Here is a 26,581-nt window from a genome sequence, read left to right as displayed (position 1 = left end):
CGATGCCCGTTTGAACGCCTTACACAGCGTCGAAGGCGCGGGAAACTCCCCGCGTTGAAGGTTCAATACCGCTCGAACACGCTCCATCTCTTCGGCCCAGTCGAGGACTTCCTTGTATTCTGCACTCATATGTTCGCGCAGATAGAGCAAGACTGCGTGCTTCCAGCCGGCAAACCCGTTGCCGGCTGGATCACTCAGTTCCATCAGCGCAGCGTCAGTAAGCTTTTGAGCGAGTGAAGCCACTTGCCTCACGAAGCGGAAGAGGGTGTTGGGCATAACATTACTCTCCCGCTTCATACCCGTGATTCTAACGACCTATCCCGGCGCCGTCTGTGGATTCAATTGAGCCGTTCGAACGGATCGGGGCCGTCCTGCGACAGGCCGACGCGTCGGGGAAGCGCCTGGTGCCGCTGGCGACGCCGATCCGGGACGGCGTGATCCGCGACCGGCCCAGCGAACGGACGCGGATTCAGGATCGGATCCTCGGCGACGACTTCGAGTACGTGCGCCACTGCGCTGGCACGCACGTCCACGTCGAACAGTCGTCGGGCGACGAGATCGACCAGCTGAACACGCTGATCGCGCTCGACCCTGCGCTGGCACTGGTCAACTCGTCGCCGTACTTCCGCGGGCGGCGGCTGGCGGCCGGTGCGCGGTCGAAACTGTACCGCTGGCTGGCGTACGACGACCTCCCACACCAGGGACGGCTGTGGCGGTACCTCGACGAGCGCGAGGGGTGGACCCGCCGACTCGAACGGCGCTACGAGGAGTTCGAGCGGGCGGCCAGCGAGGCGGGCGTCGATCGCCGCGCCGTCGCGGCGAACTTCGACCCCGAGAGCGCGGTCTGGACACCCGTCCAGTTACGGGACCGGTTCGGAACCGTCGAGTGGCGCTCGCCCGACACCGCACTCCCCAGTCAGGTCGTTCGCCTCGCCGACGCGGTCGCCACGGTTGCGACCGACGCCGCGGACGTTCCGGTGCGTATCGGTGACGAAGCAGGCCGCGTGACCGACCGGGAGATCGTCCTGCCGACGTTCGAGACGGTGATCGAACACGTCAACGCGGCCATCCGGGACGGGCTGGAATCGAACGCCGTCCGGTCGTACCTGGAACGCATGGGATTCGAGGTCGGGGCCTACGAGCCGCTCGCGCACGACATCGACGGCGAGGGGGCGGTGACGCCCGAGCAGGCGCGACAGTACCGGCTCGAACAGACCGACCGCCTCGAACGCGACGTGACACGAACGCAGGTAGTCGGTGACGACTGAACGAGCGTCCCTGTCTCCCGGGGCTGTCGGACGCTACCGGGTGAACGATTAGGGATGGTGACGAATAGCCGCTATGACCACCTGTTCGGAGGCCGACTGTGAGGCGTCGGCCGCTGTGGAACTACACATCCCGTGGGACGAGAACCGACTGGTGTGTGCCGGCCACGCCCGGGTCTGGGCGCAGAAAGACGGCGTGGTCGCCGACCCGCTGGACGATGCGGACCTCTAGAGGTCCATCTCCATCATCACTTCGTCGATGTACTCGCCCGCCAGCTTGTAGTGGTCGTGGCGTCGGGCTTCTTCCTCCCAGCCGTGTTCTTTCAGGAACGCGATGGCGGCCTCGTTGGTCGAGGGGACGCTGTTGTAGATGCGCTCGTAGCCCTGCTTGGCGGCCCATTCGAGGCCGCGCTGGAGCAGGTGGCTCCCGATGCCGTGGCCCTGGTACTCGTCGAGGACGCCGACGGTGAGTTCCGCCGTGTGTGACAGCTTCTCCATCTCCGGGTGTTCGAGGTGGACCCAGCCGACCACGTCGTCCTCGACGCAGGCGACGAAGAACATCCGCGACTCCAGTTCGTTGTGCCGGAGCAGGACCTCCTCGTGATCGATCATGTCGGCGACGCTCTCGGCCACGACGTAGGTTCCGGCCTCGATTGCCGACCGCATCACGCCGACGATTCCGGTCATGTCCGCCTGTCTGGCCTGCCGGATCGTGTACTCGATCTCGTCTTCTTCGTACTCCTCCTGGGCCGCTTCGTCGTAGGCGATCTGGAGATGACCCTCGCCGGTCTCCGTGAGAATCCCGTCCCGTTTCAGGATCGCCACGTGGTGGCCGAACTCCCGTGGCTCCATGTTCAGGGCATCACGGGCCTGCGCCTGACTCACGTCGCCGTGACTCTCGACGAACTCGTACACGTCCTTGCGCCCGCGGTGACCGAACTCTAACTGCTCTGTGAGTTCCATGAGGTGCGTTACCACGCCACGATACTTAACTGTTTGTCAACTGGGAGGCCGTCGTTCCCGGAGCCATCGCTCGCGATTAATCTTCGCGATACAGGGGCCGGATTTAAGTCGGGTAGGTCCATGATGCCATACGATTTGCTGTCGGCTTCCGCCGTGTGAACACGTGATGGACGAACGACACCTCTCTGCGACGGACCTGTCAGCCCGCCCGATCCGGGTGCTGCACGTCGACGACGATCCGGCGTTTCTGGATCTGGCAGGGGAGATGCTGGACCGGACTGACGAGCCCCTCGACGTGACCACCGAGACCGATCCACGCGCCGCGCTGGAGCGACTCGGCTCGTCGTCGTTCGACTGCGTCGTCAGCGACTACGATATGCCACAGATGGACGGCCTGGAGTTTCTCCGGCGCGTCCGCGAAACTCACCCGCAACTCCCCTTCGTGCTCTTCACCGGCAAGGGGAGCGAAGAGATCGCCAGCGAGGCCATCTCCGCGGGCGTGACCGACTACCTCCAGAAGGGCCCGCGGGAGGACCAGTACACGCTGCTGGCGAACCGAATCGCCAACTCCGTCGAACACCACGCCGCGGAACGCGAGGTCGACGAGACGCGAACTCGGTTCTCGAAACTCCTCGAACACTCGGCCGATTACATCTTCATCATCGACGCCGACGGGACGCTGACCTACGTGACGCCGTCGGTCGAGCGAACCCTCGGCTACGACCCGGACGAGCTGATGGGCGAGACCGCGTTCGACTTCCTCCATCCCGACGACGTGGCCCGAACCCGGTCGGAACTGGCCGACGTAATGGCGTCTCCGGACACGGAGAAGACGGTCGAACTCCGGACGAAACACCGGGACGGCTCCTGGCGCTGGGTCGAGATCCGGGCCCGAAACCTGCTCGACGACCCTGGCATCGAGGGAATCGTCGGCAACGTCCGCGACGTGACCGCCCGGAAAGAGAGCGAGGCGGAACTCGACTGGCACCGGTCGGTCATCCGGAGCATGGACGAGGGCGTGTACGTCCTCGACCGGGACTATCGGTTCCAGTTCATCAACTTCCGTGCCGACCAGACCGTCGACCTCTCGGCGCAGGCGTGGATCGGCGAACACGTCTCCTACCTCGACGAAGCCGGAATCTTCTCCGACTCGGCGGTCGAAGCTATCCAGTCCGCGATCGACGACATCGCCGCCGGCGAGCGCGACGAAGTCACGCTCGTGCTCGAACCGACGGTTCCACCCACCACCGACTTCCTCGAACTCCGAATTCGGCCGCTGGAGACTGACGACGACAGTGATTTCATCCTCGCGACGACGCGGGACATCACCGAACGGAAACGCAACGAACTCGATCTGGAACGCAAGAACGAACGTCTGGAAGCTTTCGCCTCGGTCATCAGCCACGACCTCCGCAACCCGCTAGAAACCGTCTCGACCTCACTGGATCTGCTCGACGACGAAGTCGACAACGACCACCTCGACCGGAGCCATCGTGCCGTCGACCGGATGGAACGGCTGATCGACGAGGTGCTCGCGCTGGCCCGTGACGGCAGAACCATCGACGACCCGTCCCCGGTGTCACTCGCCACCGTCGCTCGCGACCGCTGGTCGTCGCTTCCGACCGAAGATGCGACCCTCACCGTCGACACCGACGCGCACATCCTCGCCGACGTGGGCCGACTCGAACAGCTCCTCGAGAATCTCTTCAGAAACGCTATCGAGCACGGCGACGGGGCGGTCGCCGTCCGACTCGCGTCGATCGATCCCGAGTCCGATACCGACGGCTCCGCGTCGGGAACGAACGCCGATTTCGCGTTCGTCGTCGAGGACGACGGCCCCGGGATCCCGGCCGACGACCGCGACCGGATCTTCGAGATGGGGTACTCGACGGCCGCCGATAGCCCGGGACTGGGCCTGACGATCGTCGGCGACATCGCGCAGGCCCACGGCTGGTCGGTCACGGTAACCGAACGCGATACGCCGCCGGAACCAGGAGCCGATCGACCGTCGTCGACCGGCGGTGCCCGCTTCGTGTTCAGCGGCGTCGAGACCTTCTGAGGGCGACACGCTGGCGCGTCTACTCGTAGGTGTACCACAGCGCCCAGGCGATCAGGACGCCCTGGAACGGGAGGCGAACCCAGCGCCCGAGTCCCGGCTCCGCGATGGCGGCCGGTGCGCCCTGGATCACGACCCCCGAAGTGGCCATGTAGACGTTCGCGGGAAAGACCGCCAGCAACAGGGCGACCAGCCCCCAGGCCGCGATCCGGCGCGTCCGGGGGACCATGACGCCGAGCCCGAGGCCGATCTCTGCGATCCCCGAGAGATAGACCAGTGCCGTGGCCGCCGGCAGTTGCGGTGGGACGATCTGTGCAAACAGGTCCGGCACGACGAAGTGGAACACGCCGGCGACGACGTAGATGGTCCCCATCACGTAGACGAGCGGCGTCTTCACCTGTGACAACCCGTCGGTCTGTGTGAACATATCATCGCTCGTGGCCGTCCGGGCTTTGGTGCTTCGCATCTCGGCGGGCACGCCGGGGACCCGACACTGCGACCCCATCGAATTAGCCGTCCCCAGTCGCACGCTCCGGGACGCCGGTCAGCATCGCCGCCACGTCCCGGATGTTGTGGGTGTCGAGCAGGAGTTCGGCAGCCTCCCTGATCGCCGCGTCGGGGTCGGTCTCGACGCCGTAACAGGCCGTGTACAGCGCGAGGTAGCCGTTCATCGCCTCGTGCAACAGGTCGAACTCCCGCTCCGAGAAGCGCACGCCCCAGTCGTTGGCGCGGGCGTCGACGTAGATCATCACCGCCGGCCCGAGCCCCTCGCGACAGTAGTCCATCGCCTGCTCCGGTGCCGGCGGATCGTCCGGGGGCTCGAACTCGTTCCGGTCCGCCCGGTAGCGCTCGACGACGGCCTCGATCCGGGCGTGGTACGATTCAGTTTCGGTCATCCGAGACGAGGGATCTTAGCCCTGTTTGAACTCCACGCCCTTGCCGCCGGCGGGGTGTTCCCACTCCGTGTCGGCGACGATGGCACAGGTGCCACACTCGACGCAGGGCTGGGTGTCCAGGCTCACGAGGTGTTCTTCGTGGCCGTTCGTCTTGACCGTCTCGTCGCGGTAACAGCCGCCGCCGAAGTCCGTCGCGCTGACCGGACAGGCCGACACCGCGGCCCCGCTGGCCGCGAAGGAGTTGTCCTGTAACTCGATGTGTGGGTCGCCCACGTCGTAGGTCAGGTCGCCGATGCGGTCGGCTAGGTCCGGCGGTTCCACGTCGTTTTCCGCCCGAACCGGCGTCCCGAGCGCCTCCGCGATGGCCGTCGGCGCGGTCACGTACAGTGTCTGCGTGTCTGGCATGACCGACATCACGAACGGCGAGTTGAACGACCGCCTGAGCAGTCCCAGGCGGTCGGCCGCCTTAATGCCCAGTTTCCCGAGCGACGAGTCGACGAGTTTGTCCGTCACCGAGGCCACGGCGTCGTTCTCACCGACCGCGCTCGCCACCTTGTACCGGGTGGGCCGGAGCTTCTTCATCACGCCCTCGTCGCGAAGTTTCGTCTCGTAGCGCTGGCCGGCTTCCTCGGGCCGCCCTCTGGTGTCGGCCTCGACGAACGCCTCGGCGGCCAGCGCGCCCGCCGACACCGCGTGGTTCATCCCCTTGATGATCGGGCCCTGGGCCTGCATCTGCCCGGCGGCGTCCCCGACGAGCATGAGTCGACCCCGATGAGGCGAGGGGTGGGCCACCTTCTTGGAGTCCGGGACGAGTTTCGCTCCGTACTCCAGTTCCTCGTACTCCCCCTGGAGCCACTGATCCAGCAGCGGGTGGGTGAGCAGGGCGTCCAGGAGTTCGTGGGGTTCGGCTTCCTCCGCGACCAGCGAGTCCAGGTGGAAGACGGTCCCGATCGACAGGGAGTCGTCGTTGGTGTACAGGAACCCGCCGCCCCGGACGCCCTCGAAGAGGTCGCCCGAGAACAGGTGTGCCACGCCCTCGTCGTCGGCCACACCGAAGCGGTCGGCGATGGTTCCCTCCGGCATATCCACGATGGCTTTGACGCCCTGGAACCACTCCTCGGGGTCCTCCCAGTCCATCAGGCCAGCGTCCCGCGCCAGTTCGGAGTTGACGCCGTCGGCCGCGATGATCGCGTCCGCTTTGATCGGGTCCAGTTCCTCGCAGGTGACGCCGACGATCTCGCCGGCCTCCCGGAGGAGCCCGTCGACACGGACCCCCGTCAGGAGGCCGCCGCCGGTCTCGCGGGTCATCTCGTGGACCCGATCTTCCAGCCACGAGTCCATGTGTCGCCGGAGGACGGCATCGGACCACGCCGTGTCGTGTTCGTGGATACCCGTCAGGTCGATGGTCTTGACCTTTCGCCCGGCCACGTTGTGGAGGTAGTACTCCGAGATGGGCCGCTCGCTCGCCTCCGCCCGGAAGTCCGGGAACAGGCCGTCGATGGTGTACGGTGCCGATTCCTCGGCGTAGATCAGTCCGCCCGAGACGTTCTTCGAGCCGGATTCGACGCCCCGTTCGAGGACGAGGGTCTCCACGCCGTTCTGTGCGAGTGTCGCCGCCGCGGCCGCGCCGCCGGGACCGGCCCCCACGACGACGGCTTCGTAGTGTTCGTAGTCGTCAGTCATCGGATGCACCCCCTGCAAGCGCCTGTACGTCCAGTTCGCCCTTCTCCAGCGAGTCGATCAACTCCGGCAGGATCTCGAAGAGATCACCCTCGATGAAGTAATCGGAGAAGTCGACGATATCGGCGTCGGCATCGGTGTTGATCGCGACGATCGTGTCCGACTCGTCCATACCGACCTTGTGCTGGACGGCCCCGGAGATGCCAGCCGCGATGTACACGGCCGGTTCGACCTCCTGGCCGGACTCGCCGATCTGGCGCTCTTCTGCCACGTACTGTTCGACGTGGCCCGCGAACTGATAGGAGGCCGTGATGACCCCCCGCGAGAGGCCCAGATCGGCCTCCTCGAACTGATCGACCAGATCGAGGCCGAGTTCGATCCCCTCGGTCGGATCCTCGCCGATACCCCGACCCAGGGCGACGACGACCTCGTTGCCCGTCAGGTCGACACCGCCTTCCAGCTGATCGTAGTCGGTGACTTCGACCTTGAACCAGTCGTCTTCGAGGGGCATCTCGTGTTCGATCACCTCGCCTTCCCGCTCTTTGTCGGGGTCGGGTACGTCGAAACTCCCCGGGATGACCGAGGCACCCTGTGGGTGGAACTCCCGGCCGGGCTTGTCCAGACAGAGGATCGTAGAGTACTCGAACCCGGAGAAGTCCGGGCGCTTCATGTGCAGGACGCGCTGGAACTCGACGGTCTCGCCCGGCTTGCCCGTCTTCGCCGGGTTGGAGATGTCCGCGGCCTCGATGAACAGGTCCGAACAGTCCGAGGCCAGTCCGGAATCGAATTCGGCCTGGGCCAGCGCCGAGAGGTCCCGGCCGTTGTTCGTCGCCGGGAAGACCGTGTAGCGCGGTTCGTCGTAGTCGCGCCAGTCGTCCTCTTCCCGCCCCTCGCGGCCGAACGGGTGGCCGCCGTTGCGCGCCATGTCACAGAAGATCTCCGTGTACGGCGTGTGCCGGAACCGGTCGAGGCGTTCGTCCTCGAGGTAGATCACGCGGTCGGCCCCGTAGGCGAGACACTCCTCGGCCAACTCGCCCACGCCGTCGCCGATCAACACGGCGATGACCGACTCGCTCTCTCCATATTCGTCGTTGTACCCGTCCATCAGCTCGCGGGCCTTCCCGAGCATCTCCCTGGACACGTCGATCAACTGGCCCTGCTGGGTCTCACAGTAGACCCACATATCTCGATACTCACCGCCGTCCAGCGCGCGAACGTGCTTTTTGTCCGCCGTCGGATGATCGAGGTCCGGGTACTTCTCCTCGGGGTCCTCGATAACTACTTCTTCGCCCTCGCCGTCGTCGTCGCTGTCCTGCAGCGTGTCGATGCGACCCTCGATCTGGCTCTTGGCCGTCTTGCGGTCCTGGCCGTCTTGCTCCCGTTCCAGGAGGTCTTCGAGAACGTCGATGTCCTCGATGCCCCGGACCATGTTCGCCACGTCGGCGACGGTCATGTCGTCCAGGTCGGCGTCGCTCGGGTCCACGTCTTCGTCTTCGCCCTCGACTTTCTCCAGTCGGTCCTCGATGAGCGTCTTCACTGGCGCGCGGTCCGCCCCGTCTTCCTCGGCGTCCAGCATCTCGCGCAACTCGTCGGCGTCGTCGACGTCTTTGATCTTCGGCCCGAGGTCCGCGATCTCGTGGTCGGTTGGATCGATCTCCATGATCAGTCAGCCCCCGCGTACGGTTCGAGTTCCTCGAATACCTCCGCCATCGCCCCCTCGTCGCCCGGGTCGACCATCGTCGCTTCCCGCTCGGAGGGGGCTTTCGGGATCGGATCGACGCCGGCCACGATAGTCGGCGATCCGTCCAGGCCGATGAAGTCCGGATCGAGGTTCAGTTCCGCCTGATCGTACACCTCCAGGTGGTCCTCGAAGTTCGCGGCCCGCTCCTGGGTCTCGGCCCGCAGGTCCTTGTGCCGGAGCCGATGCTCGGCCTTCCGATAGGTCGGCTCGAACTCCGGATCGGCGACGACGAAACAGGGCAGGGGTGCCTCGACCGTCTCGATCTCCTCCACGTCGCCCTCGACGAGCCGTTTGGCTCGCAGGGTGCGTTCCTCCTCGTCGATGTCCAGCGCCACGACGTGAGTGACGATGGGCCAGTCCTGACACCAGCAAGTCTGGGGGCCAGTGTGGCCGGTCTCCCCGTCCGCGGTCTTGAAGCCCGCGAACACCACGTCGGGCTCTTCCTCCAGGTGGTCGATGCCCGTCGAGAGGGTGATCGACGTTGCCCACGTGTCGGCCGCGCCCATCTCCCGGTCCGAGAGGAGATAGAGGTCGTCCGCGTAGACGTCTTCCATCCCTTCCTGTAGGACCTCCTTGTACCCCGGCGGTCCCATACTCATCAGCGATACGGTGCCGCCGTGACGAACCTTCGTCTGGAGTGCCGCCTCCAGCGCGTGCTTGTCGTTGGGGTTCATCACGGTCGGTGTCTTCCCGCGCTCGAGGTGCCCGTCCTCGTCGAACGACACCTGTCCCTCCCTGAAGTCCGGAACGCCTTTCGTAAGTACCAGTGTGTGCATAGGTATCACGCCATTTGGGTGAACATCACTACCACCGTCTTCCTGGTATTTTGCTATTGTGCTTTTTCTAAGATCTTACAAATAGCCAGAAGGCTACGGGACACTATCGGGAGGGAAAAATCGCGGCGTCGGCGAACGTCGTCGGTCGTCAGCGGTCGATCGAGGGACCGTCAGATACGGCCCGCACGACCGGGGTCCACGTCGATGGCGTCGACCGGGCAGACGTCGACACAGAGCATACAGTCGATGCACTGCTCCTCTTTGGCCGGGTCGGCCTTGATCTCGCTCTCGGGGTGGTCGGGTGTGTCGACCCACTCGAACACGTCGACCGGGCAGTCCTCCAGACACGCGCCGTCGGCGAGACAGATATCGAAATCGACGGCGACGTGTGTCCCGTGGATGCCCAGCTCTTCGGGTTCGTCGACCGGCCCCCACACTGCGTGGCCGTCGTGTTCGTCTACTTTCTCGCGGTTCTGCTCGAACTCGGGATCGATGGCCATTGGTAGCTATCCCCACCTCCGCCGGGGAACTACTTAAAAGTTTGACCGAACGTCACTGGTGGGCGTAGTACGCCACCGTCTCGTCGCTCTCGTGTCGGTCGATCCGTGCGAACCCGATCCGTTCGAACTGAACCATGGCGTCGGGGTCGTAGTCGGTGATCCCGGGTTCCGCGTGTCCCGTTACGTCACCGTCCATCGTCCGGAGCCGGAGCGGCCGGCTCTGGTCGGCGGGCACCCAGTGGATCACGTCCACGTCGCCCTCTCGTACCACGTCGATGTCGTCGTCGGTGAACTCGAGTGTGTCGCCCGCGCGGCGGACTGGTCCGTACCCCTTCAGCCAGACGCGTTCGCCCTCGCTCGGCGCGTCGTCGGGTTCCAGCAGAACGGCCTCGTCGACGGGGATGTCGCGCTCACCGCGGTCCTCGTGGTTCGGGTGGACCGGCGGATGGCCTGCGTCCGGCCCGCCATCGACGGCGAAGCGGTCGCCCTCCCGAACGAGGAACGCGCGGTCGGTGTCTTCGTCGATGATCTCGCGGTTGTTGGCGTAGATCGACGACATCGCCAGATCGACGTTCGAGGTCGAGGTCCCGAGTTCCACCATCGAGTCGACGATCGCCTGCCCGCGGATACCGCGCCGGCGGAGACTGGCCAGCGTCGGCGCGCGCGGGTCGTCCCAGCCGTCCAGTTCCCCCGCTTCGATCCGCTCCTTGATCGTCGACGTGCTCATCGACACGTCGTAGGCGTCGACCTGCACGTGCCCCCAGTGGATCACCTCGGGGTACGCCCAGTCGAAGTAGTCGTAGACGAACCGCTGGCGCTTGGCCGAATCCTGCAGGTCGATCCCGCGGATGATGTGGGAGATGCCGGTCAGGTGATCGTCGATCCCGCTCTGGAAGTCCAGCATCGGCCAGCAGCGGTACTCGCTAGCTTCCTCGCGCGGGTGTGGGGTGTCGATCATCCGGAACGCCACCCAGTCCCGCAGGGCCGGATTCTTGTGTTCGATGTCCGTCTTCACCCGGAGGACCTTCTCGCCCGCCGAGTACTCGCCGTCGATCATGGCCTCGAACTCCTCGCGGGTGGTCTCGGGGTCCTTGTCCCGGTGTGGACAGGCCTCACCGGAATTCTTCATGTCGGAGAACTCGCCCTGCGGGCAGGAACAGGTGTAGGCACCGCCGCGGTCGATCAGCTCACGGGCGTGATCGTAGTAGGTCTCCAGTCGGTCGCTGGCCCGGATGACCTCGTCGGGCTCGAAGCCGAGGTACTCGATGGCGTCCAGAATTTCGTCGTAGGCGTCCAGGTCGGGCCGTTTAGTCTCGGGGTCGGTGTCGTCGAACCGGACGACGAAGGCACCGTCGTAGCGATCCTTGTACGTGCCGATGACGGAGGGCATCCGGGCGTGGCCCAGGTGCCACGGCCCGTTCGGGTTCGGGGCGGCCCGGAGTCGGATCTCGTCGTACGCCTCGGCGTTCGGGAGGTCCGGGAGGTCGTGTTCGTCGTCTTCGTCCTCGGCGTCCAGTTCGGCCACGAGGTCGGGATCGAGTTCTTCGAGCCGTGCGCGGCGCTCCTCGGTCGACATACTCCCGATCTTGCCGACCACTGGGCCGATCACCTCGGGAATCTCGTCGCCATGTTCGCGGAACTCGGGGTTCTCGCCCATCAGCGGCCCCATGATCGCACCGACCTGTGGGTCGCTCTCGTGTTTCAGGGCGTTGAAGAGGGCGTTTTTCTCTGCCTCCTCTTTGACTCGCTCGCGTACCTCGTCGTCCATTTTGTGGAGACTCCGGTGCGCCCCCTCAAAACTCCGCCGTTCCGTCCCCGGTCAGAGCTGGACTCGCTCGCCGTTTTCGGGAATCGTCACACCCTCGACCGCCGTCGCCAGATCCTCCCGCATCGCCAGGCAGTGGTTGATCGCTTCCATGTGGTCCGCGATCACCGGCACGTCGTCGGGGACGTGCGCCCGAACCTCCCCGACATCTTCGGGCGTCATCGTGATCGGCTCGCCCTCGACGAACTGGGCCGCGCCCGCGTTGACGACCACTGCGTCCGGCTCGTGGGCGTCGACCGTCTCTGGCACCGCCTCGTACCACACCGTATCGCCCGCGAGGTAGAGGGTGCGGGACCCGTCGAGGACGTAGCCCGACGACGGCCCCATCTGCTCTGCCAGGTCCCCGTGGCCGTGCCGGGCTGGCGTCCGTGTCACGTCGATACCTTCGAAGGAAATACTATCCTCGACCCCTCGAACGTCGGAGAACCCGTCCTCACGAAAGTCGTCGGCCTCCTCGGGTTGGCAGAGGATCGGAACGTCCGTCGGAAGCTGGTCGGCCGCCGCGTCGTCGAAGTGGTCCCGGTGGCGGTGGGTGACGAGGACGGCGTCGTACTCCAGATCCACGTCCGGAAGGTCGACGAGGGGGTTCTCGCGGTCGTTGGGCGAGTTCGGAATCGGCGGAATCTCACCCGGTTCGCTCAGCATGGGATCGACGAGGAACGTGGTTTCGTCGAGGTCGAGCAAGAGTGTAGCGTGTCGTAGAAGCTGTATCGCAGCCATAGCGTTCGGGCGGCCCGAACGGACATAACTCCCAGGGTGGTTTCAGAGATACTCCCGGAGAATCACACCGAAACCAGCCGTATCGATACAGAACGCCACCAGCCCGCCGATCTCCGTCAGCGTCAACCCGGCGTTCGACGCGCCCGCGACGAGTCAGTACTCCCGTTCGATCAGATAGTCGGCGATGCCACCGAGCAGATCCCGGCTGTGGTTGTCCGGGAGGACCTCCAGGTTCGACTTGCCGCTGGCGATGAGGTCGTGGGCGGTTTCGCGGGCGTACTCGATGCTGCCGGCGTCACGCAACTCGCCGACGGCGGCCTCGATCTCGACCTCGTCGACCGCTTCCACGGTGTCCGCGTCGACCAGCCCGTCCACGTCGACGCCGTTCTCGCGGGCGTGCAGGGTCACCAGCGTCTTCTTGCCCTCGATCAGGTCACTCCCGCGTTGCTTGCCGAGTTTCTCGCTCGGCGTCGTCAGGTCGAGCAGATCGTCCTGGATCTGGAACGCCCGGCCGATGTCGAGGCCGTAGCCGTACAGCGCGTCGACCGCGTCGTCGTCGCCCAGCAACATGGCGGGGACACTCGCGGCCGCGGCGTACAGCACCGCGGTCTTGAGTTCCACCATGTCCAGGTACTCGTCGGGTTCGACGGCACTGCGGGACTCGAAGTCGATGTCGAACGCCTGGCCCTCACAGATCTTCGTGCAGGTCGTCGCTAACTCGGATAGCGCCCGGACCGATCGCTCGGCGGGCGCGCCGGTTTCGAGCATGACCTCGAAGGCCTTCGAGTAGAGCGTGTCGCCCGCGAGGATCGCGGTTTCGAGGTCGTACTCGCGGTGGACGGCCGGCACGCCACGACGCATATCGTCGTCGTCCATGATGTCGTCGTGGATGAGGGTGAACGATTGGATGATCTCGATGCTGACCGCCGCCGACATCACGTCGACGGGGCCATCCGGTGCGGGGAAGGCGTGGTAGTCCTCGCCGAGCGGGTCGGCGTCGGCGATGGCCTCCGCGGCCAGGAGGAGGATCGTCGGGCGCAGGCGCTTGCCGCCCGCGTCCAGCAGGTACCGGGACGCCTCGTAGAGGCGCTCGGGGCGAATGATCGGAAGCTGGTCGGGGATCGCCTCGTTGACGAGGTCCCGACGCGTGATGATCGCCTCCTCGACGGCCGCCTGATCCGCGCGTGGGGTCGTCATTCGTCGACGAGCGTGATCAGATTCCCGTTCCGCGTGACGTGCAGGTCACGCCCGAGGTTGTACCCCATGTTCTCCGCGAGGTCGACGTACGGCGCGAACCCTTTCATGTCCTGGTGGGCCGGGATGATGTGCTGGGGCTGGAGCGTGTCGATCATCTCGTAGTGGCCCTCCTCGCGGAGGTGGCCCGAGACGTGGATGTCGTCGTAGATACGCGCGCCCTGCATACCCAGCAGTTTCTCGCTCTGGTAGCGCTGGCCCTCGTTGGTCGGCTCCGGGATGACCCGCGCCGAGAACAGCACCTTGTCGCCGTCGTCCAGTTCGTAGGGCGTCTCGCCACGGCCCATCCGGGTGAGCATCGCGCGCGGCTCGCCCTGGTGACCCGTGACGATGGGCAGGAAGTTCTCCTTGCCCTCGTTCATGATTCGCTTGAACGTGCGGTCGACGGACTTGCGGTGGCCGTACATCCCGAGGTCGTCCGGGAAGTCGACGAAGTCAAGCCGTTCGGCGGTGCCGGAGTACTTCTCCATCGACCGACCGAGCAGCACCGGCTGGCGGCCGATGTCCTCGGCGAACTCGACGAGCGAACTCACGCGGGCGATGTGCGAGGAGAAGGTAGTCGCGACGATCCCGCCGTCGTAGTCCTCGATGCTGTACATCACGTCCTTCAGGTGGCGACGGGCCACGGACTCGGAGGGGGTTCGGCCTTTCCGGCCGGCGTTGGTACAGTCCTCGATGTAACAGAGGACGCCGCCGTCCTCGCGGGCGATCTCCCGGAACCGCTTCATGTCGATGGGGTCGCCGATGACCGGCGTGTGGTCCATCCGTTTGTCAAGCCCGTAGACGATCGAGCCTTCGGGCGTGTGGAGCACGGGATTGATCGCGTCGATAATCGAGTGGGTGACGTTAACGAACTCGAGTTCGTTGCGCTCGCCGATCTGCATCGTCTCGCCGGCCTCCATCTTCTGGAGGTCGTTCTCGACGCCGAACTTCTCCTCGCCTTTGATCTGCTGTTTGACGAGTTCGATGGTAAAGGGCGAGGCGACGATGGGCGCGTCGTATCGGTGGGCCAGCTTCGAGATGGCACCGATGTGGTCGAGGTGGCCGTGGGTCGGCACGATGGCCTTCACGTCTCCCTCGAGGTCGGACATGATCCGGTCGTCCGGGATCGCGCCCATGTCGATCAGGTCGAGACTGTGCATCCGCTCGGTTTCGACGTTGTCGTGGATCAGGACCTTCGAGAGGTTCAGACCCATGTCGAAGATGACGACATCGTCGCCCGCTCGCACCGCAGTCATCTGCCGGCCGACTTCCTCGTAACCGCCGATTGTCGCAATTTCGATTTCCATGGTTGTGTCGCCGAGACGGGCCCCGCGGAGACGGACGACTCGCGGTGACCGGCAAACAGGCGATTCTGGTCCGACGGCTGGCGACTCCCCATCCGTCGCCGTATTCCGTGCGCCACCGGGCCGAAAACGGCCCGTGACGTGCGACGGCGGACGGGAGCCGACCCGTTCCGGACACATCGAACCGCTCGATGTGTTGCCGGCCGCCGCGTCCGAGTCCGGGCGGCCGTGCGCTCGGTTATCCAGCCCTTCGACGCCCGCTTTTAAAACTGTTGGGTTTGAACACCCCCCAGGTCCTCAACGCGCGGCCGCCTCACCCCATCGGCGACTGGTGGAGCAGATGGCCGCCGTCGACCACGTAGTAACTCCCGGTGACGTAGTTCGCGGCCGGACTCGCCAGAAACAGGACGAGCGGAACGCAGTCCGCCGGGTCGCCAAATCGGTCCGCGGCCAGATCGTCCAGCAGTTGCTCGGGCAGAGACCCGCCGACCGCGCCCGCGATGCCCTCGGTCTCGATGATGCCCGGCGCGACCGTGTTTGCGCGGATGCCGAACTTGGCCCACTCACTCGCCAGTGACTGCATCAGGTTGTGAACGCCTGCTTTTCCGGCCCCAGAGTGAGCGTGGTAGGGCGCGCCGAACTCGGAGTTGGTCGCCCCCATCGAGATGATCGACCCGCCGCCGTTCTCGATCATGTGTTCACCGACCGAGAACGAACAGTAGGCCGTCCCATCGAGAATGGTTCCGACGACCGACCGCCAGCCGTTGGCGGACAGTTCCTCGGTCGGGGTGATGAAGTTCGCTCCCGCGTTGTTCACGAGGATCGTGATCTCCCCTAACTCGTCGATCACCGTCTCGGTCATCGCGTCCACCTCGTCCTCGTCGCGCACGTCGACGGTCGTCGCACAGGCGTCCTGCCCCTTCTCCTCGATCGCGTCAGCTACCGGCGCAAGGTGGTCCATGTTCCGGCTCGCGACGGCCACGTCCGCGCCGTGGTCAGCCATCGCCAGTGCAATCTCCTCCCCGATGCCCGTCCCACCACCGGTGATCAGCGCGCTCTCGCCCGCTAACACGTCCTCGGCGAACACGTCCGTACTCGGCGGCGTCGGATCGAACCCTGTCATCCCCTACACTCCCGGACAGCCACGGTAAATGCGTTTCTAATTTCTTGTGATACGTTTCCATAGAACAGGAAACGATAAACAGGTGGCCGGTTCTTGTCGTTCGGAAACAGTTAACACACTACTCGCCGTCGCTGGCCTATGATCGATTTCTCCCTGACGGAGGAACAACGGGCCGTCCAGCAGACAGCACGCGAGTTCGCCGAGAACGAGGTCGAGCCGGTCGCCCGTAAACACGAGGAGAGCGGCGAGTGGCCCGAGGAAGTCTGGCAGACAGCCGTCGACGCCGGATTGATCGGCGTCTCGATCCCCGAGGAGTACGGCGGCGCGGGGATGGGGCAGGTCGAGGCCTCGATCTTCGCGGAGGAGATCGCCCGCGCGGACGCTGGGATGCTCGCCGCCATCGGCACCGAGTTCGGCACCCGGATGATCGCGGAGTACGGCACCGAAGCCCAGAAAGAGTGGATCCTCGAAGGGATCACCTCGGGTGAACTGATCGGCGCGCTGGGCAACACCGAACCAGACCACGGGAGCGACGCCGCGAGCATCGAGACGACCGCCGAAAAGGACGGCGACGAGTACGTCATCGACGGCGTGAAGACGTTCATCACACACGGCTCCATCGCGGATTACGTCCTCACGATGTGTCGGACCGGTGTCGAGGGTCACGCCGGCATCTCCGCCATCATCGTCGAGACCGACCGCGACGGCTTCGAGGTCGAGTCGGACATCCACAAGATGGGCTGGAACGCCTCGGACACCGCCCAGTTGCGGTACGACGGGGTCAGAGTCCCCGAGGAGAACCTCGTGGGCTACGAGGACGCCGGGTTCTACCAGCTCATGGAGTTCTTCGAGGAAGAGCGGGTCGGCATCGCCGCCCAGGCGCTGGGGATCGCCCAGCGCTGTCTCGACGAAGCCGTCGAGTACGTCGACGAGCGCACGCAGTTCGACCGGAAGCTCAAGGAGTTCCAGGCGGTCCAGCACACGCTCGCTGACATGGCGGTGAAAGTCGAGAACGCCCGCCGGCTCACCTACGACGCCGCCGCCCGCATCGACCGCGACGAGAAACCGACCAAACTCGCCAGCATGGCGAAACTCTACGCCTCGGAGGTCGCCGAGGAAGTCGCCAGCGACGCCATGCAACTTCACGGTGGGAACGGCTACACCCGGGACTACCCGGTCGAACGCCAGTACCGCCACGCCAAACTCTACCAGATCGGTGAAGGTGCCAGCGCGATCCAGCGCAACATCGTCGCCAAAGAACTGCTGGGCCTCTAGTCTTTCAGATCGCTCTCGTCGAGCGGTTCCCAGTCGCCCGGTTCGTCAGTGGTGTCCTCGACCTCACCCTCTTCGATGGCGTCGTCGATGATCGTGTGTGCGTCGTCGTCGAGATCCTCCTCTTCTTCCTGCTCGAACGCACGGTCGATCACGTCGGCTTTCGCCACCTCAGAGGACTCCTCGTCGCCATCAGCGGCGGATTCGCCCTCGGGTTCGGTGAACACGTCGTCGGGACTCACTTCGTCGGTGTCGCGCTCGTCGTCGGCCGGTGACACCGCTTCGGCCTCGTCCGAGGCCGCGTCGTCGACCACGCCCGACTCCGCGTCGGTCGGTTCCTCGCCCAAGCCGCTCTCGGTCGCCTCGGTGAGCGCTCGGTCGATGTCTTCGGGCGTCGGCCGCTCGTCGTCCTCGGTGGACGACTCGTCCCCGGTGAACCCGTCGTCAGCCGTCGCCCCGGTCTCCGGGGCCGATTCGATCGGGTCGGCATCGTCCCCCTCTTCGGATTCGGCGACTGGATCGATCACGTCTGCACTGTCGTCTGTCGTGTCGTCGACTGCCTCCGGCTCGGTACCGATATCCGGCGCGTCTTCGATCGGTTCGGCTTCAGCACTGCCGTCCTGTGGCGCGCCACTGTCCATGTCCACGTCCGCATCGGTCTCGGCCCGATCCGGCTCCGACCCTGGATCGGCCACACGATCAGCCGCGGCGTCCGCTACCGGCTCGGTCGACGGGGAGGCCTGGCCGGGCTTTTTCGTCGGTTCGTCGACCAGGTCCACCGATTCCGGTTCGACCGTTTCGGTCGCCGGCTCCGTCGTTTCGGTCGCTGGCTCCGTCGTTTCGGTCGCCGGCTCGGACGCCTCGGCGTCGGGTTCGGTCCCCGACGGCGAATCGGCCGCGATCGGATCCGTGTCCGGCCGGTTCTCGCGGTCGAAGACCGTCTCCGTCTCGGACTCGGATTCGCTGGTCGTCGTTCCGTCGCTCGTTGCGTCCTCGGCCGGTGCTTGCCTCCCGGCCGTCTGGTCCGCGTTCTCGACGCCGGCGGTGACGCTGTCCGCGATCAGCTTGTGGACGAGCCCGACGGTGCCAGCGTAGAATACCACGACACCGGCGAGTCCGAAGAATCCGCCGGCGGCCAGCATCGCTGGTCGACCGGACGCCAGGAGCGACCCCTGTACGGTCAGCTCGCCGCCTGTGGCCAGCAGGCCGCCGAGCGTGAACAGGACGCCGCTGACCACCAGCAGTCCGAAGACGAGACCGACCATCTTGAAGCCGTATCTGGCCCCGTCTACGATTCTCACAGTTGTCATGTCGCTGTTATTGGTAACAATCCCCAATAAGAGTACGCCACGTTTCGGACGACGCGAGACCGCGCCGTGACCGGGTTTCCGCCCAGGCAAGTGTTCGTACCTTGTCACGATGGAGAGTATCCCGTCGCTACGATTCGTTCCGGCCGGCACCCGCGACCAGGGTCCCCGGCCGTTCGCCCGCGAAGAACGCGTCGAGGTCGGAAAGCGCGAAGATCGAGGCGGGGGTGCCAAGATCCAGCAAGGTTCGGACCTTCGCGGCCATCCCGCCGGTCACGTCGGCGGCCTCGCTCCCGCCGAGCACCGCGGCCACGTCCTCGAACGCATCGATCCGGTCGATCACCGCATCGTCGGCGTCGAGGACGCCCGGGACCGCCGAGCAAAGGCCGACCCTGTCGGCGTCGAGGCCCGTCGCCAGCGCCACGACGAGTTCGTCCCCACTGACGATGGTCGCGCCCGCCCCTGCGTGGGCGATCACGTCCCCGTGCAACACCGGGACGAAGCCCTCGTCGAGCATCGTTTCTACCTGGTCTGTCGGGAGGGTGAGTTCGCCATCGCCGTCCCGCGCGCCGGCCGACAGCGGATGGACGGGTACCGCCGGGACGCCCGCATCGGCGAGCGCGTCGACCATCGCGTCGTTCAGTCGCTGCATCGCCCCGTGAATCTCCCGTACGGCCGTCGCGTCCGTCGTCCCCTCCGCCCGGGAGACGCCGTGGCGGGTCGCGTAGTGGTGGCCGAAACTGCCGCCGCCGTGGACGACGACGACCTCCGCGTCGGCTGCGGCGACTGCCTGCGCCGCCCGCTCGATGGCCGTCTCGTCCAGCGTCTCGGGCTCGTCTTTCTCGGTGACGACGCTCCCGCCGAGTTTGACGACGACAGTCATCGCCCTTCCACCCGCACACCGTCGGTGTCCAGTTCCGCCCGAAAGGTCTCTTCGCATCCGGGGGTGTAGGACAGCGCGGTCCGCGCCTCCTCGGTCTCGTCCAGCACGACGACACAGCCGCCGCCGCCCGCGCCGGTCAGTTTCGCCCCCAGCGCGTCTGACTCCCGGGCCGCCCACACCATCTCGTCGAGCGACCGCGACGAGACGCCGAGCGCCTCCAGCAATCCGTGGTTGAAGTTCATCAGCCGGCCAAGTTCGTCCAGATCGCCCGCTTCGAGCGCTCGCTCGCCCTGCCGAACGAGATCGCCGATCGTCTCGACAGTGTCGGCCGCGAACGGATACTCCTCCTTGAGCCGGCGCACGCCCGCGACGAGTTCCCCCGTGTCCCCGGCCCCGCCGTCGTAGCCGATGACGAACGGGAGCGTGGGCACGTCCGGAATCGGCTGGCAGTCGTCGCCTTCCACCCGGACCGCGCCGCCGACCGCCGAACAGAACGTATCCGCCCGCGAGGCCTGTCCGTCCTGCACTTCGTACTCGACCTCGTAGGCGCGCTGGGCGATCTCCCGCGACGAGAGCTCGACGCCGAGTTCCCGCGTCGCCGCGTCGATGCCCGCCACGACGACCGCCGCCGAGGAACCCAGTCCTGCCCCGAGCGGGATCTCGCTCTCGATGGTGATGTCGAAGCCGGCGTCGGGGCGGTCGGCCGCGTCACGGGCCTGCGCGGCCGCGGAGTCGACGTAGCCCACGGCCGCCTCGACCAGCCGCTCCGGAACGTCTACGTCGGCGTGGTCGTCGGCCTGCCCCCCGTACTCGACGGTAAACCCGTCGAGCGTGAGGTCCGTCGAGTGGACGCGCAAGGCCTCGTCGTCGCGTTCTTCGACCGTGACCGTCGCCCGTCGTTCGATCGCACAGGGCACCGCCGGCTCTCCGTACACCACCGCGTGCTCCCCGAAGAGATAGACCTTCCCCGGTGCGCTTGAAACGACCATATCCGTCCGTTTCCCCCCGTGGTAATGGAACTACCGGGTTCGTCGAACTCCGTAGTCGGTGAGAGGTGTCAGCGGCCGTGCTGCAGACAGTGCGCGTCTGCCACAGTTCAGTCCCGGATACAGAACACGACACCACCCCCGCATACGGCTGTGCCACCCGCCGCAGGCTACCCGGAGAACCACGCGACGTGTTTCTCGACGTGAGACACTCCACGCGTGCTCGTATATTAGGACCCCGAAAACAGGATATAGTGTACTCATGAGGACGCGAACCCACACGAACGGAGTGTCGACGACCCGACGGCAAGTTCTCGTGACGAGCGGAACAGCCCTTCTGACCTCGGTAGCTGGGTGTTCTGCTATCAGAGGATTCACGAGTGACGTGGCTCTCGAAGAGGTAAACGTGTTCAACATGGCGGACCGGCGGGTCGAGGGATCGATCGAGGTCGTCGATCCCACCGGAGACACCGCACTCGAGAAGACGTTCGACCTGGAGCACGAGCAGGATCAGAATAGCGGTGGCGTGTTGGGCGCCACCGGTGAGTATGTGGTCAGCGTCGAACTCGTGAACACGGAGATAGCGGGCAGTTCGCAGGCAAGCAAGACAGTGTCTATCGACGACACGGATGCAGAGAGGATCGGTGTCGTGTTCAATACCAACGAGGAGTACGACCCCATCGTCATCCGTGTTGGCACCACACCGAAGGACTTCCTCGAGGTCGCAAACTGATACTGTCGACCCCGCCGCTGGGGGCATACTCGCTACCTGTAGTGGCAAATAGCCCACGAGCGCGGCCAGCGGTATCGAACTCACGCCCTCCAGTCACTACGCCTAGCATCAGTCGTGGAGGGTTTCGACGGAGCCGAACGACCGGGGTCAGACGACGTCCTCCGCGTACAGGTACTCCCCGATGTACCCGCCCAGCGCCGACAGCCCGACGACGAAGACGGCGAAGAAGACGAAGCCGAACAGGAGAAAGAACAGCCCCACACCGCCAGCCATCATCCCACCGCGACCCCCAAACATCGCGAACAGCCCCACGAATCCACCGAGGAAGAACATCCCGAGCACCATCGGCACCAGCGCCACCAGTCCCGCCAGTACGCCCACGCGCACGCCGTCGCGCTGATTCAGGTACCCGGCGACCGCCCCGCCGAGGACTGGCGAGAAGCCGGTAAAGGAGAGCACTATCGTCACGACACCGCCGATCAGGGCGTTCATCGTGGAATCGTCGGCCATACGCCCGGCCTCGACCGGGAGCAACTAAGCTCTTGAGGGAGTCACATATCGTCGCGCCCCGGTGCCCCGGTTCGGCCCCGTGGCCGCTGTCCGATTCCCTGCACCGAAGGACACGGCGCAGTCCACGGAGCCGACGCTATCGCTACGGAGCCAACGACATCGAAAAAGGCGAAGCAGTGGCGGCGGAAATCTACAGTTCGCTCTCGAAGTCCTCGAGCGCGTAGGCGGGTTCGGCACCGCGGCGGTCGAGCGTCTCGTTGGCCAGCAGCCAGTAGACGACCGACAGGGCCTTGCGACCCTTGTTGTTCGTCGGGACCACGAGGTCGACGTTGCTCGTCTGGTTGTTGGAGTCACACATCGCGATGACCGGGATGCCCACGGTGATGGCCTCCTTCACAGCTTGCGAGTCACCGATGGGGTCGGTCACGACCACGACGTCGGGCTCGATGTAGCCCTCGTAGTCGGGGTTCGTGAGCGTCCCGGGGATGAACCGACCGGTGCGTGCGCGAGCGCCGATGGCGTCCGCGAACTGTTCGGCCGGGAAGCGACCGTACTGGCGCGAGGACGCCACGAGGATCTGCTCGGGGTCGTAATCGCCCAGGAAGTCGGCGGCGGTGCGGATCCGCTGGTCGGTCATCGAGACGTCCAGCACGTACAGCCCGTCGGTCCGGACGCGGTGGATGAACCGCTCCATGTCCTGGGTCTTCTGCTGGGTCCCGATGTGGACACCTGCCGCGAGGTAGTCTTCGACCGGAATGAGGAGGTCCGCCTCGTCGTCGGGCATGACGTCCTCGTCCAGTCGCGGCTCCTCTTCCTCTTCTTCGGCGGCCTCTTCGGCCGCCTCCTCGGGTTCACCCGACTCGGCGTCGGGGGTCTGTTCCTCGTCGTCGGCCTCGGCGACGTCCGTGTCGGGATCGGGCTCCGGCTCCGCACCGGACTCGCCGGTCGGCTCCGGGTCGACCTCCGACTCGGCGGCGTCGAGACCCTCTTCGTCGTTTCCACTCATGCGTTGTCCTCGATTCTGATCAGTTCGTTCAGCTTCGCTGTGCGCTCGCCGCCGACCGCGCCCGTCTTGATGAACGGCGCGTCGGTCGCCACGGCGAGGTGTGCAATCGTCGCGTCTTCGGTCTCTCCGCTTCGGTGGGAGACGACCGGCGCGTACCCGTTCTCGACAGCCAGTTCGATGGCGTCGAAGGCGTCGGTCAACGTGCCGATCTGGTTGGGCTTGATCAGGATGCTGTTGGCCGCACCCTGCTCGATCCCCTCGGCGAGCCGGTCCGTGTTCGTCACGAACAGGTCGTCGCCACAGATCAGCGTCTCCTCGCCCACCTGATTCGTCAGGTCGGCAAATGCCTCGTAGTCGTTCTCGTCGAGCGGGTCCTCGACGTAGACGAGGTCGTACTCGTCGACGAGATCCGCGATGTAGTCGATCTGTTCGGCCGTATCGCGGGTCCGGTCGCCGTAGCTGTAGACGCCGTCCTCGTTGTCGTACAGCTCGGCACCGGCCACGTCCAGCCCCATCCGGACCTCGAAGCCGAACTCGTCTTCGACTCGCTCGGTTGCCTCGGCGACGATATCGAACGCCTCGGCGTCGTCGACGGAGGGTGCCCACGCGCCTTCGTCCCCCTTGCCGGCCGCGATCCCGCGCTCGGTCAGGATGTCGTGGACCTCCTGGTGAACCGCCGCATTGGCGAACACCGCGTCCGCGACGCTCGGCGCGCCGACGGGTGCGGCCAGGAACTCCTGAATGTGGGTCGCGTCCGCGGCGTGTTCACCGCCGCCGACGACGTTACCCAGGGGCACCGGGAAGTTCCGCCCCCGGAACGCACCGCCGAGGTGCTGATAGAGGGGGATTCCCTGCGTGTCTGCACCGGCCTTGGCCGCGGCCATACTGATCGCGACCGCGCTGTTGGCCCCGATCTTCGAGAAGTCGTCCGTGCTGTCGGCACCGTGCAGCGCCTGATCGACGCCGCGCTGGTCGCCGGCGAAGACCTCGCCGACGAGTCGCGGCACCGCCAGTTCGCGGGCCTTCGCGATGGCCTCGCTGGGCTCCAGTTCGATAGCCTCGTACTCGCCCGTGGACGCGCCGCTCGGGGCGGCCGCACGACCGAATCCGCCGTTGTCCGTGGTCACCTCCGCCTCGACCGTCCCGTTGCCGCGGGAGTCGAGGATCCGCCGGAGAGACACGTCGGCGATCAGCGTCACTGTTCACCCCGCCTGACGGTGAACGGCAGGACCTCAGCGTCGTACTCCTCGGCCGCGATGAGGATCGGCTGGGTCTGTTCGGTGTCGATGAGCACCGGTGCGCCGTAGGCCACCTGCAGCGCTCGCGCGCCGATGATGCGTGCCTTCTCGTATCTGTTGTCCTGTCCTGCCATGTGTCACTGATACGGTGCCACGATGTCGACGAGGTCCTTGTGCGAGACGAGCATCCGGCGACAGCAGTGTCGCTCCACACCGAGTTCGTCGAGGACCTTCTCCGGGTCCTCGTCGCCCTCTCTGGTGCGGGCCTTGAACTCCTCCCAGTGCTCGCCGACGACGTTACCACAGGTGAAACACCGGACCGGTACCATCATACTTGAATCACCTCAGCGGTAGGACTTCTGGTAGCGCGCCCGTGCGCCCGGGCCGCCCCACTTCTTGGGTTCGGTCTGGCGCACGTCGTTGACCAGCAGCGACCGGTCGAATTCCATGTAGGCGTCCCGCAGTTCCGCGTCGTTGTGGAACTGGACCAGCCCGCGCGCGATGGCAGTCCGGACGGCGTCGGCCTGTCCAGACACGCCGCCGCCCTCGACCTGCACGTCGATGTCGACTTCCTCGCGCAGGTCGTCGTCGGCGATACGGAACGGTTCCAGCATCTTCAGCTGCGACAGCTCCGGCTCGACGAGTTCGACGGGCTGGGAGTTCACCCGAACCCGACCCTCGCCGTCGGTGACCGTCGCGCGTGCGATGGCCGTCTTCTTCTTGCCTGACGTGTTAGTTACCATGTGACGTTCGCTCCGAGTTCTTCGCTAACCTCGCCCAGCTGGACGAAGTTGATGTTCGAGAGCCGATCCAGCGACGTCCCCTCGACGACTTCGGCGTCCTCGTCGTGGGGGTTGCCGATGTAGACACGGACGTTCTCGAAGGCCTCGCGCCCGCGACTTTTCTTGTACGGGAGCATCCCGCGGATCGCGCGCTTGAAGATGCGGTCGGGCTGTTTCGGGTAGTACGGCCCCCGGTCCGAGCCCATATCGCGCCGCGTCCGGTACGTCTCCATCGTGTCCTCGGCGTTGCCGGTGATGACCGCCTGCTCGGCGTTGATCACGGCCACGCGCTCACCGTCGAGCGCGCGCTGGGCCACCTCGCTGGCGACCCGACCGAGGATACAGTCACGTGCCTCGACGACGACATCCGCGTCGAATTCTGCGATACTCATCGAATCACCCGTACGTTGCCGCCGTCGGGGTTGCGTTCGAGTGCCTGTTCTAGCGTGATGCTCTCGCCTACCTGGTCGATCTTGGTCTCGGCCGTGCCGGAAAAGTCAACGGCGGCGACCGTGACATCCTTCTGCAGGACGCCACTGCCCAGGACCTTCCCGGGCACGATCACTGTCTCGTCTTCCTGGGCGTACCGCTCGATGCGGCCCAGGTTGACTTCGGCGTGCGTGCTTCGCGGCTTCTCCAGCCGGTCGGCAACGTCGCCCCAGACCTCGCCGCCCGAGTTCCGGGCGGTCGACTTCAGGTCGGCGATGAGACTACTGAGTCTCGGGTTCGTCTTACTCATGTCCTACCTCCGAAGCAAAGTGCTGACTGCTCGCTTTCACGGCTCGTCGGTTGTGACGAGCCGAACAATGCAGGGAGCAGGATTTGAACCTGCGGACCCCTACGGGACAGCGCCCTGAACGCTGCGCCGTTGGCCTGACTTGGCTATCCCTGCGCGCATATGTCAGTTCCAACTGCCCCTTCAAACCGCTTTCGATTGTCCACCGGTCGGCCCGGCCGCTCTTCAGGGGACGGGGGGCGTCATGTCGGTGTGCAGGGGCAGTGTCGATCATTATAGCTGTACTGCGTCTTTCAGTTCGTCGGCCCGGTCGTGGATCGTGTCCACCGCGCCCGTCACCAGGTCGTCGACCGACATCGAACCGTCGGTCTCGACGTGGAACACGAAGGCGTTGGGCACGTCCGATACCTCGACCTCCTTCCCCGGATACCGCTGGGTCAGGTCGTGGTCGAACTCCTCGGTCGGGACCAACTCGCCGTCCTCCTCGATGACCCCACGCAGGATGTGGGGGTCGTCGTCGCCGTACTCGTCGGCGTCGCCGACGACGTCGACGGTCTGGAGGTGACGGTAGCCGACCGCCACGCCGCCCTGATGTTTGGCGTGTTCCCGACCCACGTCGTAGACCGCGTCGGCCTCGACTTCAAGCCGCTGGGGGGTCTCGGACCCTTCCGGGTCCTTGAGGTCGATGATCGGGACGTTCTTGTCGGCCGGCTCGACGCGGTCGTCATCACAGACCAGGTCGCCCGAGTAGGCGGTCCCCGGTCCCTCGACGTCCAGCGCGAGCGTTACCGTCTCTCCGATCTCGTAGTCCTCGGGCGTGGTCAGCGGGACCAGCCCGAGCCGGAGCGCGATCTGCTCGTCGAACATGACCGACGAGTTCTCGATGACTCGCACCTCGTCGATCGAGAGGGTCGGCACGTCGGCGATCATCGCCCGCCGGATCCCGTTCGCGAACGCGGGACTCACGTCGCGCACGAGGAATCGTGCTTCGCGGTCGCGGTCGCCCCGGTCGATGAACTCCACGTCGTAGTCCGGTGCCATGT

28 protein-coding genes, 1 tRNA gene and 2 pseudogenes are annotated in these 26,581 nt (G+C 65.7%); 5 read left to right on the top strand and 26 right to left on the bottom strand.

The window, feature by feature from the left end; all coding sequences use genetic code 11:
- Positions 1 to 297: pseudogene (locus BMX17_RS08175) on the bottom strand (IS5/IS1182 family transposase); the annotation flags it as partial.
- A gap of 35 nt (positions 298 to 332) precedes the next feature.
- On the opposite strand from BMX17_RS08175, the gene BMX17_RS08170 reads away from it, so the two are divergent.
- Complete coding sequence (locus BMX17_RS08170) at positions 333 to 1,268, top strand: glutamate--cysteine ligase family protein (RefSeq protein WP_244514954.1); 936 nt, start codon at positions 333 to 335, stop codon at positions 1,266 to 1,268.
- Between the two features lie 73 nt (positions 1,269 to 1,341).
- Complete coding sequence (locus tag BMX17_RS26020) at positions 1,342 to 1,497, top strand: DUF8014 family protein (RefSeq protein ID WP_170845363.1); 156 nt, start codon at positions 1,342 to 1,344, stop codon at positions 1,495 to 1,497.
- Here BMX17_RS26020 and BMX17_RS08165 read toward each other — a convergent pair.
- Complete coding sequence (locus tag BMX17_RS08165) at positions 1,494 to 2,228, bottom strand: GNAT family N-acetyltransferase (RefSeq protein ID WP_092658987.1); 735 nt, start codon at positions 2,226 to 2,228, stop codon at positions 1,494 to 1,496. The two genes, BMX17_RS26020 and BMX17_RS08165, sit on opposite strands and share 4 nt — an antisense overlap.
- 166 nt (positions 2,229 to 2,394) lie before the next feature.
- On the opposite strand from BMX17_RS08165, the gene BMX17_RS08160 reads away from it, so the two are divergent.
- Positions 2,395 to 4,287 carry a PAS domain S-box protein gene (locus tag BMX17_RS08160; RefSeq protein ID WP_092658986.1) on the top strand — a complete coding sequence of 631 codons (1,893 nt, stop codon included), beginning with the start codon at positions 2,395 to 2,397 and terminating at the stop codon, positions 4,285 to 4,287.
- Between the two features lie 19 nt (positions 4,288 to 4,306).
- Here BMX17_RS08160 and BMX17_RS08155 read toward each other — a convergent pair whose 3' ends face one another.
- From BMX17_RS08155 to BMX17_RS08105, 11 genes are all read right to left on the bottom strand, one after another.
- Positions 4,307 to 4,711 carry a DoxX family protein gene (locus BMX17_RS08155; protein ID WP_092659000.1) on the bottom strand — a complete coding sequence of 135 codons (405 nt, stop codon included), beginning with the start codon at positions 4,709 to 4,711 and terminating at the stop codon, positions 4,307 to 4,309.
- A gap of 82 nt (positions 4,712 to 4,793) precedes the next feature.
- On the bottom strand, positions 4,794 to 5,180 hold the full coding sequence (locus BMX17_RS08150; RefSeq protein WP_092658985.1) for a DUF8055 family protein: 387 nt from the start codon (positions 5,178 to 5,180) through the stop codon (positions 4,794 to 4,796).
- A gap of 15 nt (positions 5,181 to 5,195) precedes the next feature.
- Positions 5,196 to 6,863 carry an FAD-dependent monooxygenase gene (locus tag BMX17_RS08145; protein WP_092658984.1) on the bottom strand — a complete coding sequence of 556 codons (1,668 nt, stop codon included), beginning with the start codon at positions 6,861 to 6,863 and terminating at the stop codon, positions 5,196 to 5,198.
- Positions 6,856 to 8,523, bottom strand: coding sequence for an electron transfer flavoprotein subunit alpha/FixB family protein (locus BMX17_RS08140; protein ID WP_092658983.1), 1,668 nt, complete (start codon positions 8,521 to 8,523; stop codon positions 6,856 to 6,858). Before BMX17_RS08140 ends, BMX17_RS08145 begins: the two co-directional genes overlap by 8 nt.
- Positions 8,523 to 9,377, bottom strand: a complete 855-nt coding sequence (locus tag BMX17_RS08135) for an electron transfer flavoprotein subunit beta/FixA family protein (RefSeq protein WP_092658982.1) — start codon at positions 9,375 to 9,377, stop codon at positions 8,523 to 8,525. The genes BMX17_RS08140 and BMX17_RS08135 overlap by 1 nt, the downstream gene beginning before the upstream one ends.
- A gap of 170 nt (positions 9,378 to 9,547) precedes the next feature.
- Positions 9,548 to 9,877, bottom strand: a complete 330-nt coding sequence (locus BMX17_RS08130) for a 4Fe-4S dicluster domain-containing protein (protein ID WP_092658981.1) — start codon at positions 9,875 to 9,877, stop codon at positions 9,548 to 9,550.
- A gap of 52 nt (positions 9,878 to 9,929) precedes the next feature.
- A complete protein-coding gene (locus tag BMX17_RS08125) occupies positions 9,930 to 11,645 on the bottom strand; it encodes a glutamate--tRNA ligase (RefSeq protein WP_092658980.1) in 1,716 nt (571 codons plus the stop codon).
- A gap of 51 nt (positions 11,646 to 11,696) precedes the next feature.
- Positions 11,697 to 12,422, bottom strand: coding sequence for an MBL fold metallo-hydrolase (locus BMX17_RS08120; protein ID WP_092658979.1), 726 nt, complete (start codon positions 12,420 to 12,422; stop codon positions 11,697 to 11,699).
- Positions 12,423 to 12,575: 153 nt separating this feature from the next.
- Positions 12,576 to 13,619 carry a geranylfarnesyl diphosphate synthase gene (idsA3, locus tag BMX17_RS08115; RefSeq protein ID WP_092658978.1) on the bottom strand — a complete coding sequence of 348 codons (1,044 nt, stop codon included), beginning with the start codon at positions 13,617 to 13,619 and terminating at the stop codon, positions 12,576 to 12,578.
- A complete protein-coding gene (locus BMX17_RS08110) occupies positions 13,616 to 14,965 on the bottom strand; it encodes a ribonuclease J (RefSeq protein WP_092658977.1) in 1,350 nt (449 codons plus the stop codon). The genes idsA3 and BMX17_RS08110 overlap by 4 nt, the downstream gene beginning before the upstream one ends.
- 310 nt (positions 14,966 to 15,275) lie before the next feature.
- Positions 15,276 to 16,085 (bottom strand): SDR family oxidoreductase, encoded by an 810-nt coding sequence (locus tag BMX17_RS08105; RefSeq protein ID WP_092658976.1) that lies wholly within the window; start codon positions 16,083 to 16,085, stop codon positions 15,276 to 15,278.
- A 141-nt stretch (positions 16,086 to 16,226) separates the two neighbouring features.
- Here BMX17_RS08105 and BMX17_RS08100 point away from each other — a divergent pair, with 141 nt between their 5' ends.
- The gene (locus BMX17_RS08100) at positions 16,227 to 17,360 is read left to right on the top strand and encodes an acyl-CoA dehydrogenase family protein (RefSeq protein ID WP_092658999.1); all 1,134 of its coding nucleotides are present in this window, start codon (positions 16,227 to 16,229) and stop codon (positions 17,358 to 17,360) included.
- On the opposite strand, the gene BMX17_RS26015 is transcribed toward BMX17_RS08100, so the two are convergent.
- From BMX17_RS26015 to mvk, 3 genes and pseudogenes are all read right to left on the bottom strand, one after another.
- Positions 17,357 to 18,667: a midas domain-containing protein gene (locus tag BMX17_RS26015; protein ID WP_170845362.1), complete on the bottom strand. Its 1,311-nt coding sequence runs from the start codon at positions 18,665 to 18,667 to the stop codon at positions 17,357 to 17,359. The genes BMX17_RS08100 and BMX17_RS26015 overlap by 4 nt on opposite strands.
- A gap of 127 nt (positions 18,668 to 18,794) precedes the next feature.
- Complete coding sequence (locus BMX17_RS08090) at positions 18,795 to 19,547, bottom strand: isopentenyl phosphate kinase (RefSeq protein WP_092658974.1); 753 nt, start codon at positions 19,545 to 19,547, stop codon at positions 18,795 to 18,797.
- Positions 19,544 to 20,539: pseudogene (gene mvk / locus BMX17_RS08085) on the bottom strand (mevalonate kinase); the annotation flags it as partial. The pseudogene mvk and the gene BMX17_RS08090, both read right to left, overlap by 4 nt.
- A gap of 379 nt (positions 20,540 to 20,918) precedes the next feature.
- Between mvk and BMX17_RS08080 the strand changes: the two are divergent.
- A complete protein-coding gene (locus BMX17_RS08080; protein WP_211611305.1) occupies positions 20,919 to 21,266 on the top strand; it encodes a hypothetical protein in 348 nt (115 codons plus the stop codon).
- A 147-nt stretch (positions 21,267 to 21,413) separates the two neighbouring features.
- Here BMX17_RS08080 and BMX17_RS08075 read toward each other — a convergent pair whose 3' ends face one another.
- The 10 genes from BMX17_RS08075 to BMX17_RS08030 form a co-directional block, all read right to left on the bottom strand.
- Positions 21,414 to 21,776 (bottom strand): DUF5518 domain-containing protein, encoded by a 363-nt coding sequence (locus tag BMX17_RS08075; RefSeq protein WP_092658971.1) that lies wholly within the window; start codon positions 21,774 to 21,776, stop codon positions 21,414 to 21,416.
- A 190-nt stretch (positions 21,777 to 21,966) separates the two neighbouring features.
- Complete coding sequence (gene rpsB / locus BMX17_RS08070) at positions 21,967 to 22,782, bottom strand: 30S ribosomal protein S2 (protein ID WP_092658970.1); 816 nt, start codon at positions 22,780 to 22,782, stop codon at positions 21,967 to 21,969.
- Positions 22,779 to 23,981: a phosphopyruvate hydratase gene (gene eno, locus BMX17_RS08065; RefSeq protein WP_092658969.1), complete on the bottom strand. Its 1,203-nt coding sequence runs from the start codon at positions 23,979 to 23,981 to the stop codon at positions 22,779 to 22,781. The genes rpsB and eno overlap by 4 nt, the downstream gene beginning before the upstream one ends.
- Positions 23,978 to 24,154: a DNA-directed RNA polymerase subunit K gene (locus BMX17_RS08060; RefSeq protein ID WP_092658968.1), complete on the bottom strand. Its 177-nt coding sequence runs from the start codon at positions 24,152 to 24,154 to the stop codon at positions 23,978 to 23,980. The genes eno and BMX17_RS08060 overlap by 4 nt, the downstream gene beginning before the upstream one ends.
- A gap of 3 nt (positions 24,155 to 24,157) precedes the next feature.
- Entirely contained in the window at positions 24,158 to 24,352 is a 195-nt protein-coding gene (locus BMX17_RS08055; protein WP_092658967.1) for a DNA-directed RNA polymerase subunit N, read from the bottom strand.
- Positions 24,353 to 24,364: 12 nt separating this feature from the next.
- Positions 24,365 to 24,763, bottom strand: coding sequence for a 30S ribosomal protein S9 (locus tag BMX17_RS08050; RefSeq protein WP_092658966.1), 399 nt, complete (start codon positions 24,761 to 24,763; stop codon positions 24,365 to 24,367).
- Positions 24,757 to 25,194, bottom strand: coding sequence for a 50S ribosomal protein L13 (locus BMX17_RS08045; RefSeq protein ID WP_092658965.1), 438 nt, complete (start codon positions 25,192 to 25,194; stop codon positions 24,757 to 24,759). Before BMX17_RS08045 ends, BMX17_RS08050 begins: the two co-directional genes overlap by 7 nt.
- A complete protein-coding gene (locus tag BMX17_RS08040; RefSeq protein ID WP_092658964.1) occupies positions 25,191 to 25,541 on the bottom strand; it encodes a 50S ribosomal protein L18e in 351 nt (116 codons plus the stop codon). Before BMX17_RS08040 ends, BMX17_RS08045 begins: the two co-directional genes overlap by 4 nt.
- 68 nt (positions 25,542 to 25,609) lie before the next feature.
- A tRNA-Leu gene (locus BMX17_RS08035) sits at positions 25,610 to 25,694 on the bottom strand.
- A 117-nt stretch (positions 25,695 to 25,811) separates the two neighbouring features.
- A complete protein-coding gene (locus BMX17_RS08030; RefSeq protein ID WP_092658963.1) occupies positions 25,812 to 26,579 on the bottom strand; it encodes a DNA-directed RNA polymerase subunit D in 768 nt (255 codons plus the stop codon).
- Between the last annotated feature and the right edge of the window lie 2 nt (positions 26,580 to 26,581).

This window comes from Halorientalis persicus (genome assembly GCF_900110215.1).
GTDB lineage: Archaea > Halobacteriota > Halobacteria > Halobacteriales > Haloarculaceae > Halorientalis > Halorientalis persica.
The sequence above is the reverse complement of the archived record's forward strand: the minus strand, read 5'-3'. Positions and strand labels throughout refer to the sequence as shown.

Excerpts from the sequence above, each read along its gene's own strand:
- BMX17_RS26020 (WP_170845363.1), top strand. The coding sequence starts at position 1,342 with ATGACCACCTGTTCGGAGGCCGACTGTGAGGCGTCGGCCGCTGTGGAA.
- BMX17_RS08165 (WP_092658987.1), bottom strand. The coding sequence starts at position 2,228 with ATGGAACTCACAGAGCAGTTAGAGTTCGGTCACCGCGGGCGCAAGGAC.
- BMX17_RS08160 (WP_092658986.1), top strand. The coding sequence starts at position 2,395 with ATGGACGAACGACACCTCTCTGCGACGGACCTGTCAGCCCGCCCGATC.
- BMX17_RS08155 (WP_092659000.1), bottom strand. The coding sequence starts at position 4,711 with ATGTTCACACAGACCGACGGGTTGTCACAGGTGAAGACGCCGCTCGTC.
- BMX17_RS08150 (WP_092658985.1), bottom strand. The coding sequence starts at position 5,180 with ATGACCGAAACTGAATCGTACCACGCCCGGATCGAGGCCGTCGTCGAG.
- BMX17_RS08145 (WP_092658984.1), bottom strand. The coding sequence starts at position 6,863 with ATGACTGACGACTACGAACACTACGAAGCCGTCGTCGTGGGGGCCGGT.
- BMX17_RS08135 (WP_092658982.1), bottom strand. The coding sequence starts at position 9,377 with ATGCACACACTGGTACTTACGAAAGGCGTTCCGGACTTCAGGGAGGGA.
- BMX17_RS08130 (WP_092658981.1), bottom strand. The coding sequence starts at position 9,877 with ATGGCCATCGATCCCGAGTTCGAGCAGAACCGCGAGAAAGTAGACGAA.
- BMX17_RS08125 (WP_092658980.1), bottom strand. The coding sequence starts at position 11,645 with ATGGACGACGAGGTACGCGAGCGAGTCAAAGAGGAGGCAGAGAAAAAC.
- BMX17_RS08120 (WP_092658979.1), bottom strand. The coding sequence starts at position 12,422 with ATGGCTGCGATACAGCTTCTACGACACGCTACACTCTTGCTCGACCTC.
- idsA3 (WP_092658978.1), bottom strand. The coding sequence starts at position 13,619 with ATGACGACCCCACGCGCGGATCAGGCGGCCGTCGAGGAGGCGATCATC.
- BMX17_RS08110 (WP_092658977.1), bottom strand. The coding sequence starts at position 14,965 with ATGGAAATCGAAATTGCGACAATCGGCGGTTACGAGGAAGTCGGCCGG.
- BMX17_RS08105 (WP_092658976.1), bottom strand. The coding sequence starts at position 16,085 with ATGACAGGGTTCGATCCGACGCCGCCGAGTACGGACGTGTTCGCCGAG.
- BMX17_RS26015 (WP_170845362.1), bottom strand. The coding sequence starts at position 18,667 with ATGACAACTGTGAGAATCGTAGACGGGGCCAGATACGGCTTCAAGATG.
- BMX17_RS08090 (WP_092658974.1), bottom strand. The coding sequence starts at position 19,547 with ATGACTGTCGTCGTCAAACTCGGCGGGAGCGTCGTCACCGAGAAAGAC.
- BMX17_RS08075 (WP_092658971.1), bottom strand. The coding sequence starts at position 21,776 with ATGGCCGACGATTCCACGATGAACGCCCTGATCGGCGGTGTCGTGACG.
- rpsB (WP_092658970.1), bottom strand. The coding sequence starts at position 22,782 with ATGAGTGGAAACGACGAAGAGGGTCTCGACGCCGCCGAGTCGGAGGTC.
- BMX17_RS08060 (WP_092658968.1), bottom strand. The coding sequence starts at position 24,154 with ATGGCAGGACAGGACAACAGATACGAGAAGGCACGCATCATCGGCGCG.
- BMX17_RS08055 (WP_092658967.1), bottom strand. The coding sequence starts at position 24,352 with ATGATGGTACCGGTCCGGTGTTTCACCTGTGGTAACGTCGTCGGCGAG.
- BMX17_RS08050 (WP_092658966.1), bottom strand. The coding sequence starts at position 24,763 with ATGGTAACTAACACGTCAGGCAAGAAGAAGACGGCCATCGCACGCGCG.
- BMX17_RS08045 (WP_092658965.1), bottom strand. The coding sequence starts at position 25,194 with ATGAGTATCGCAGAATTCGACGCGGATGTCGTCGTCGAGGCACGTGAC.
- BMX17_RS08040 (WP_092658964.1), bottom strand. The coding sequence starts at position 25,541 with ATGAGTAAGACGAACCCGAGACTCAGTAGTCTCATCGCCGACCTGAAG.
- BMX17_RS08030 (WP_092658963.1), bottom strand. The coding sequence starts at position 26,579 with ATGGCACCGGACTACGACGTGGAGTTCATCGACCGGGGCGACCGCGAC.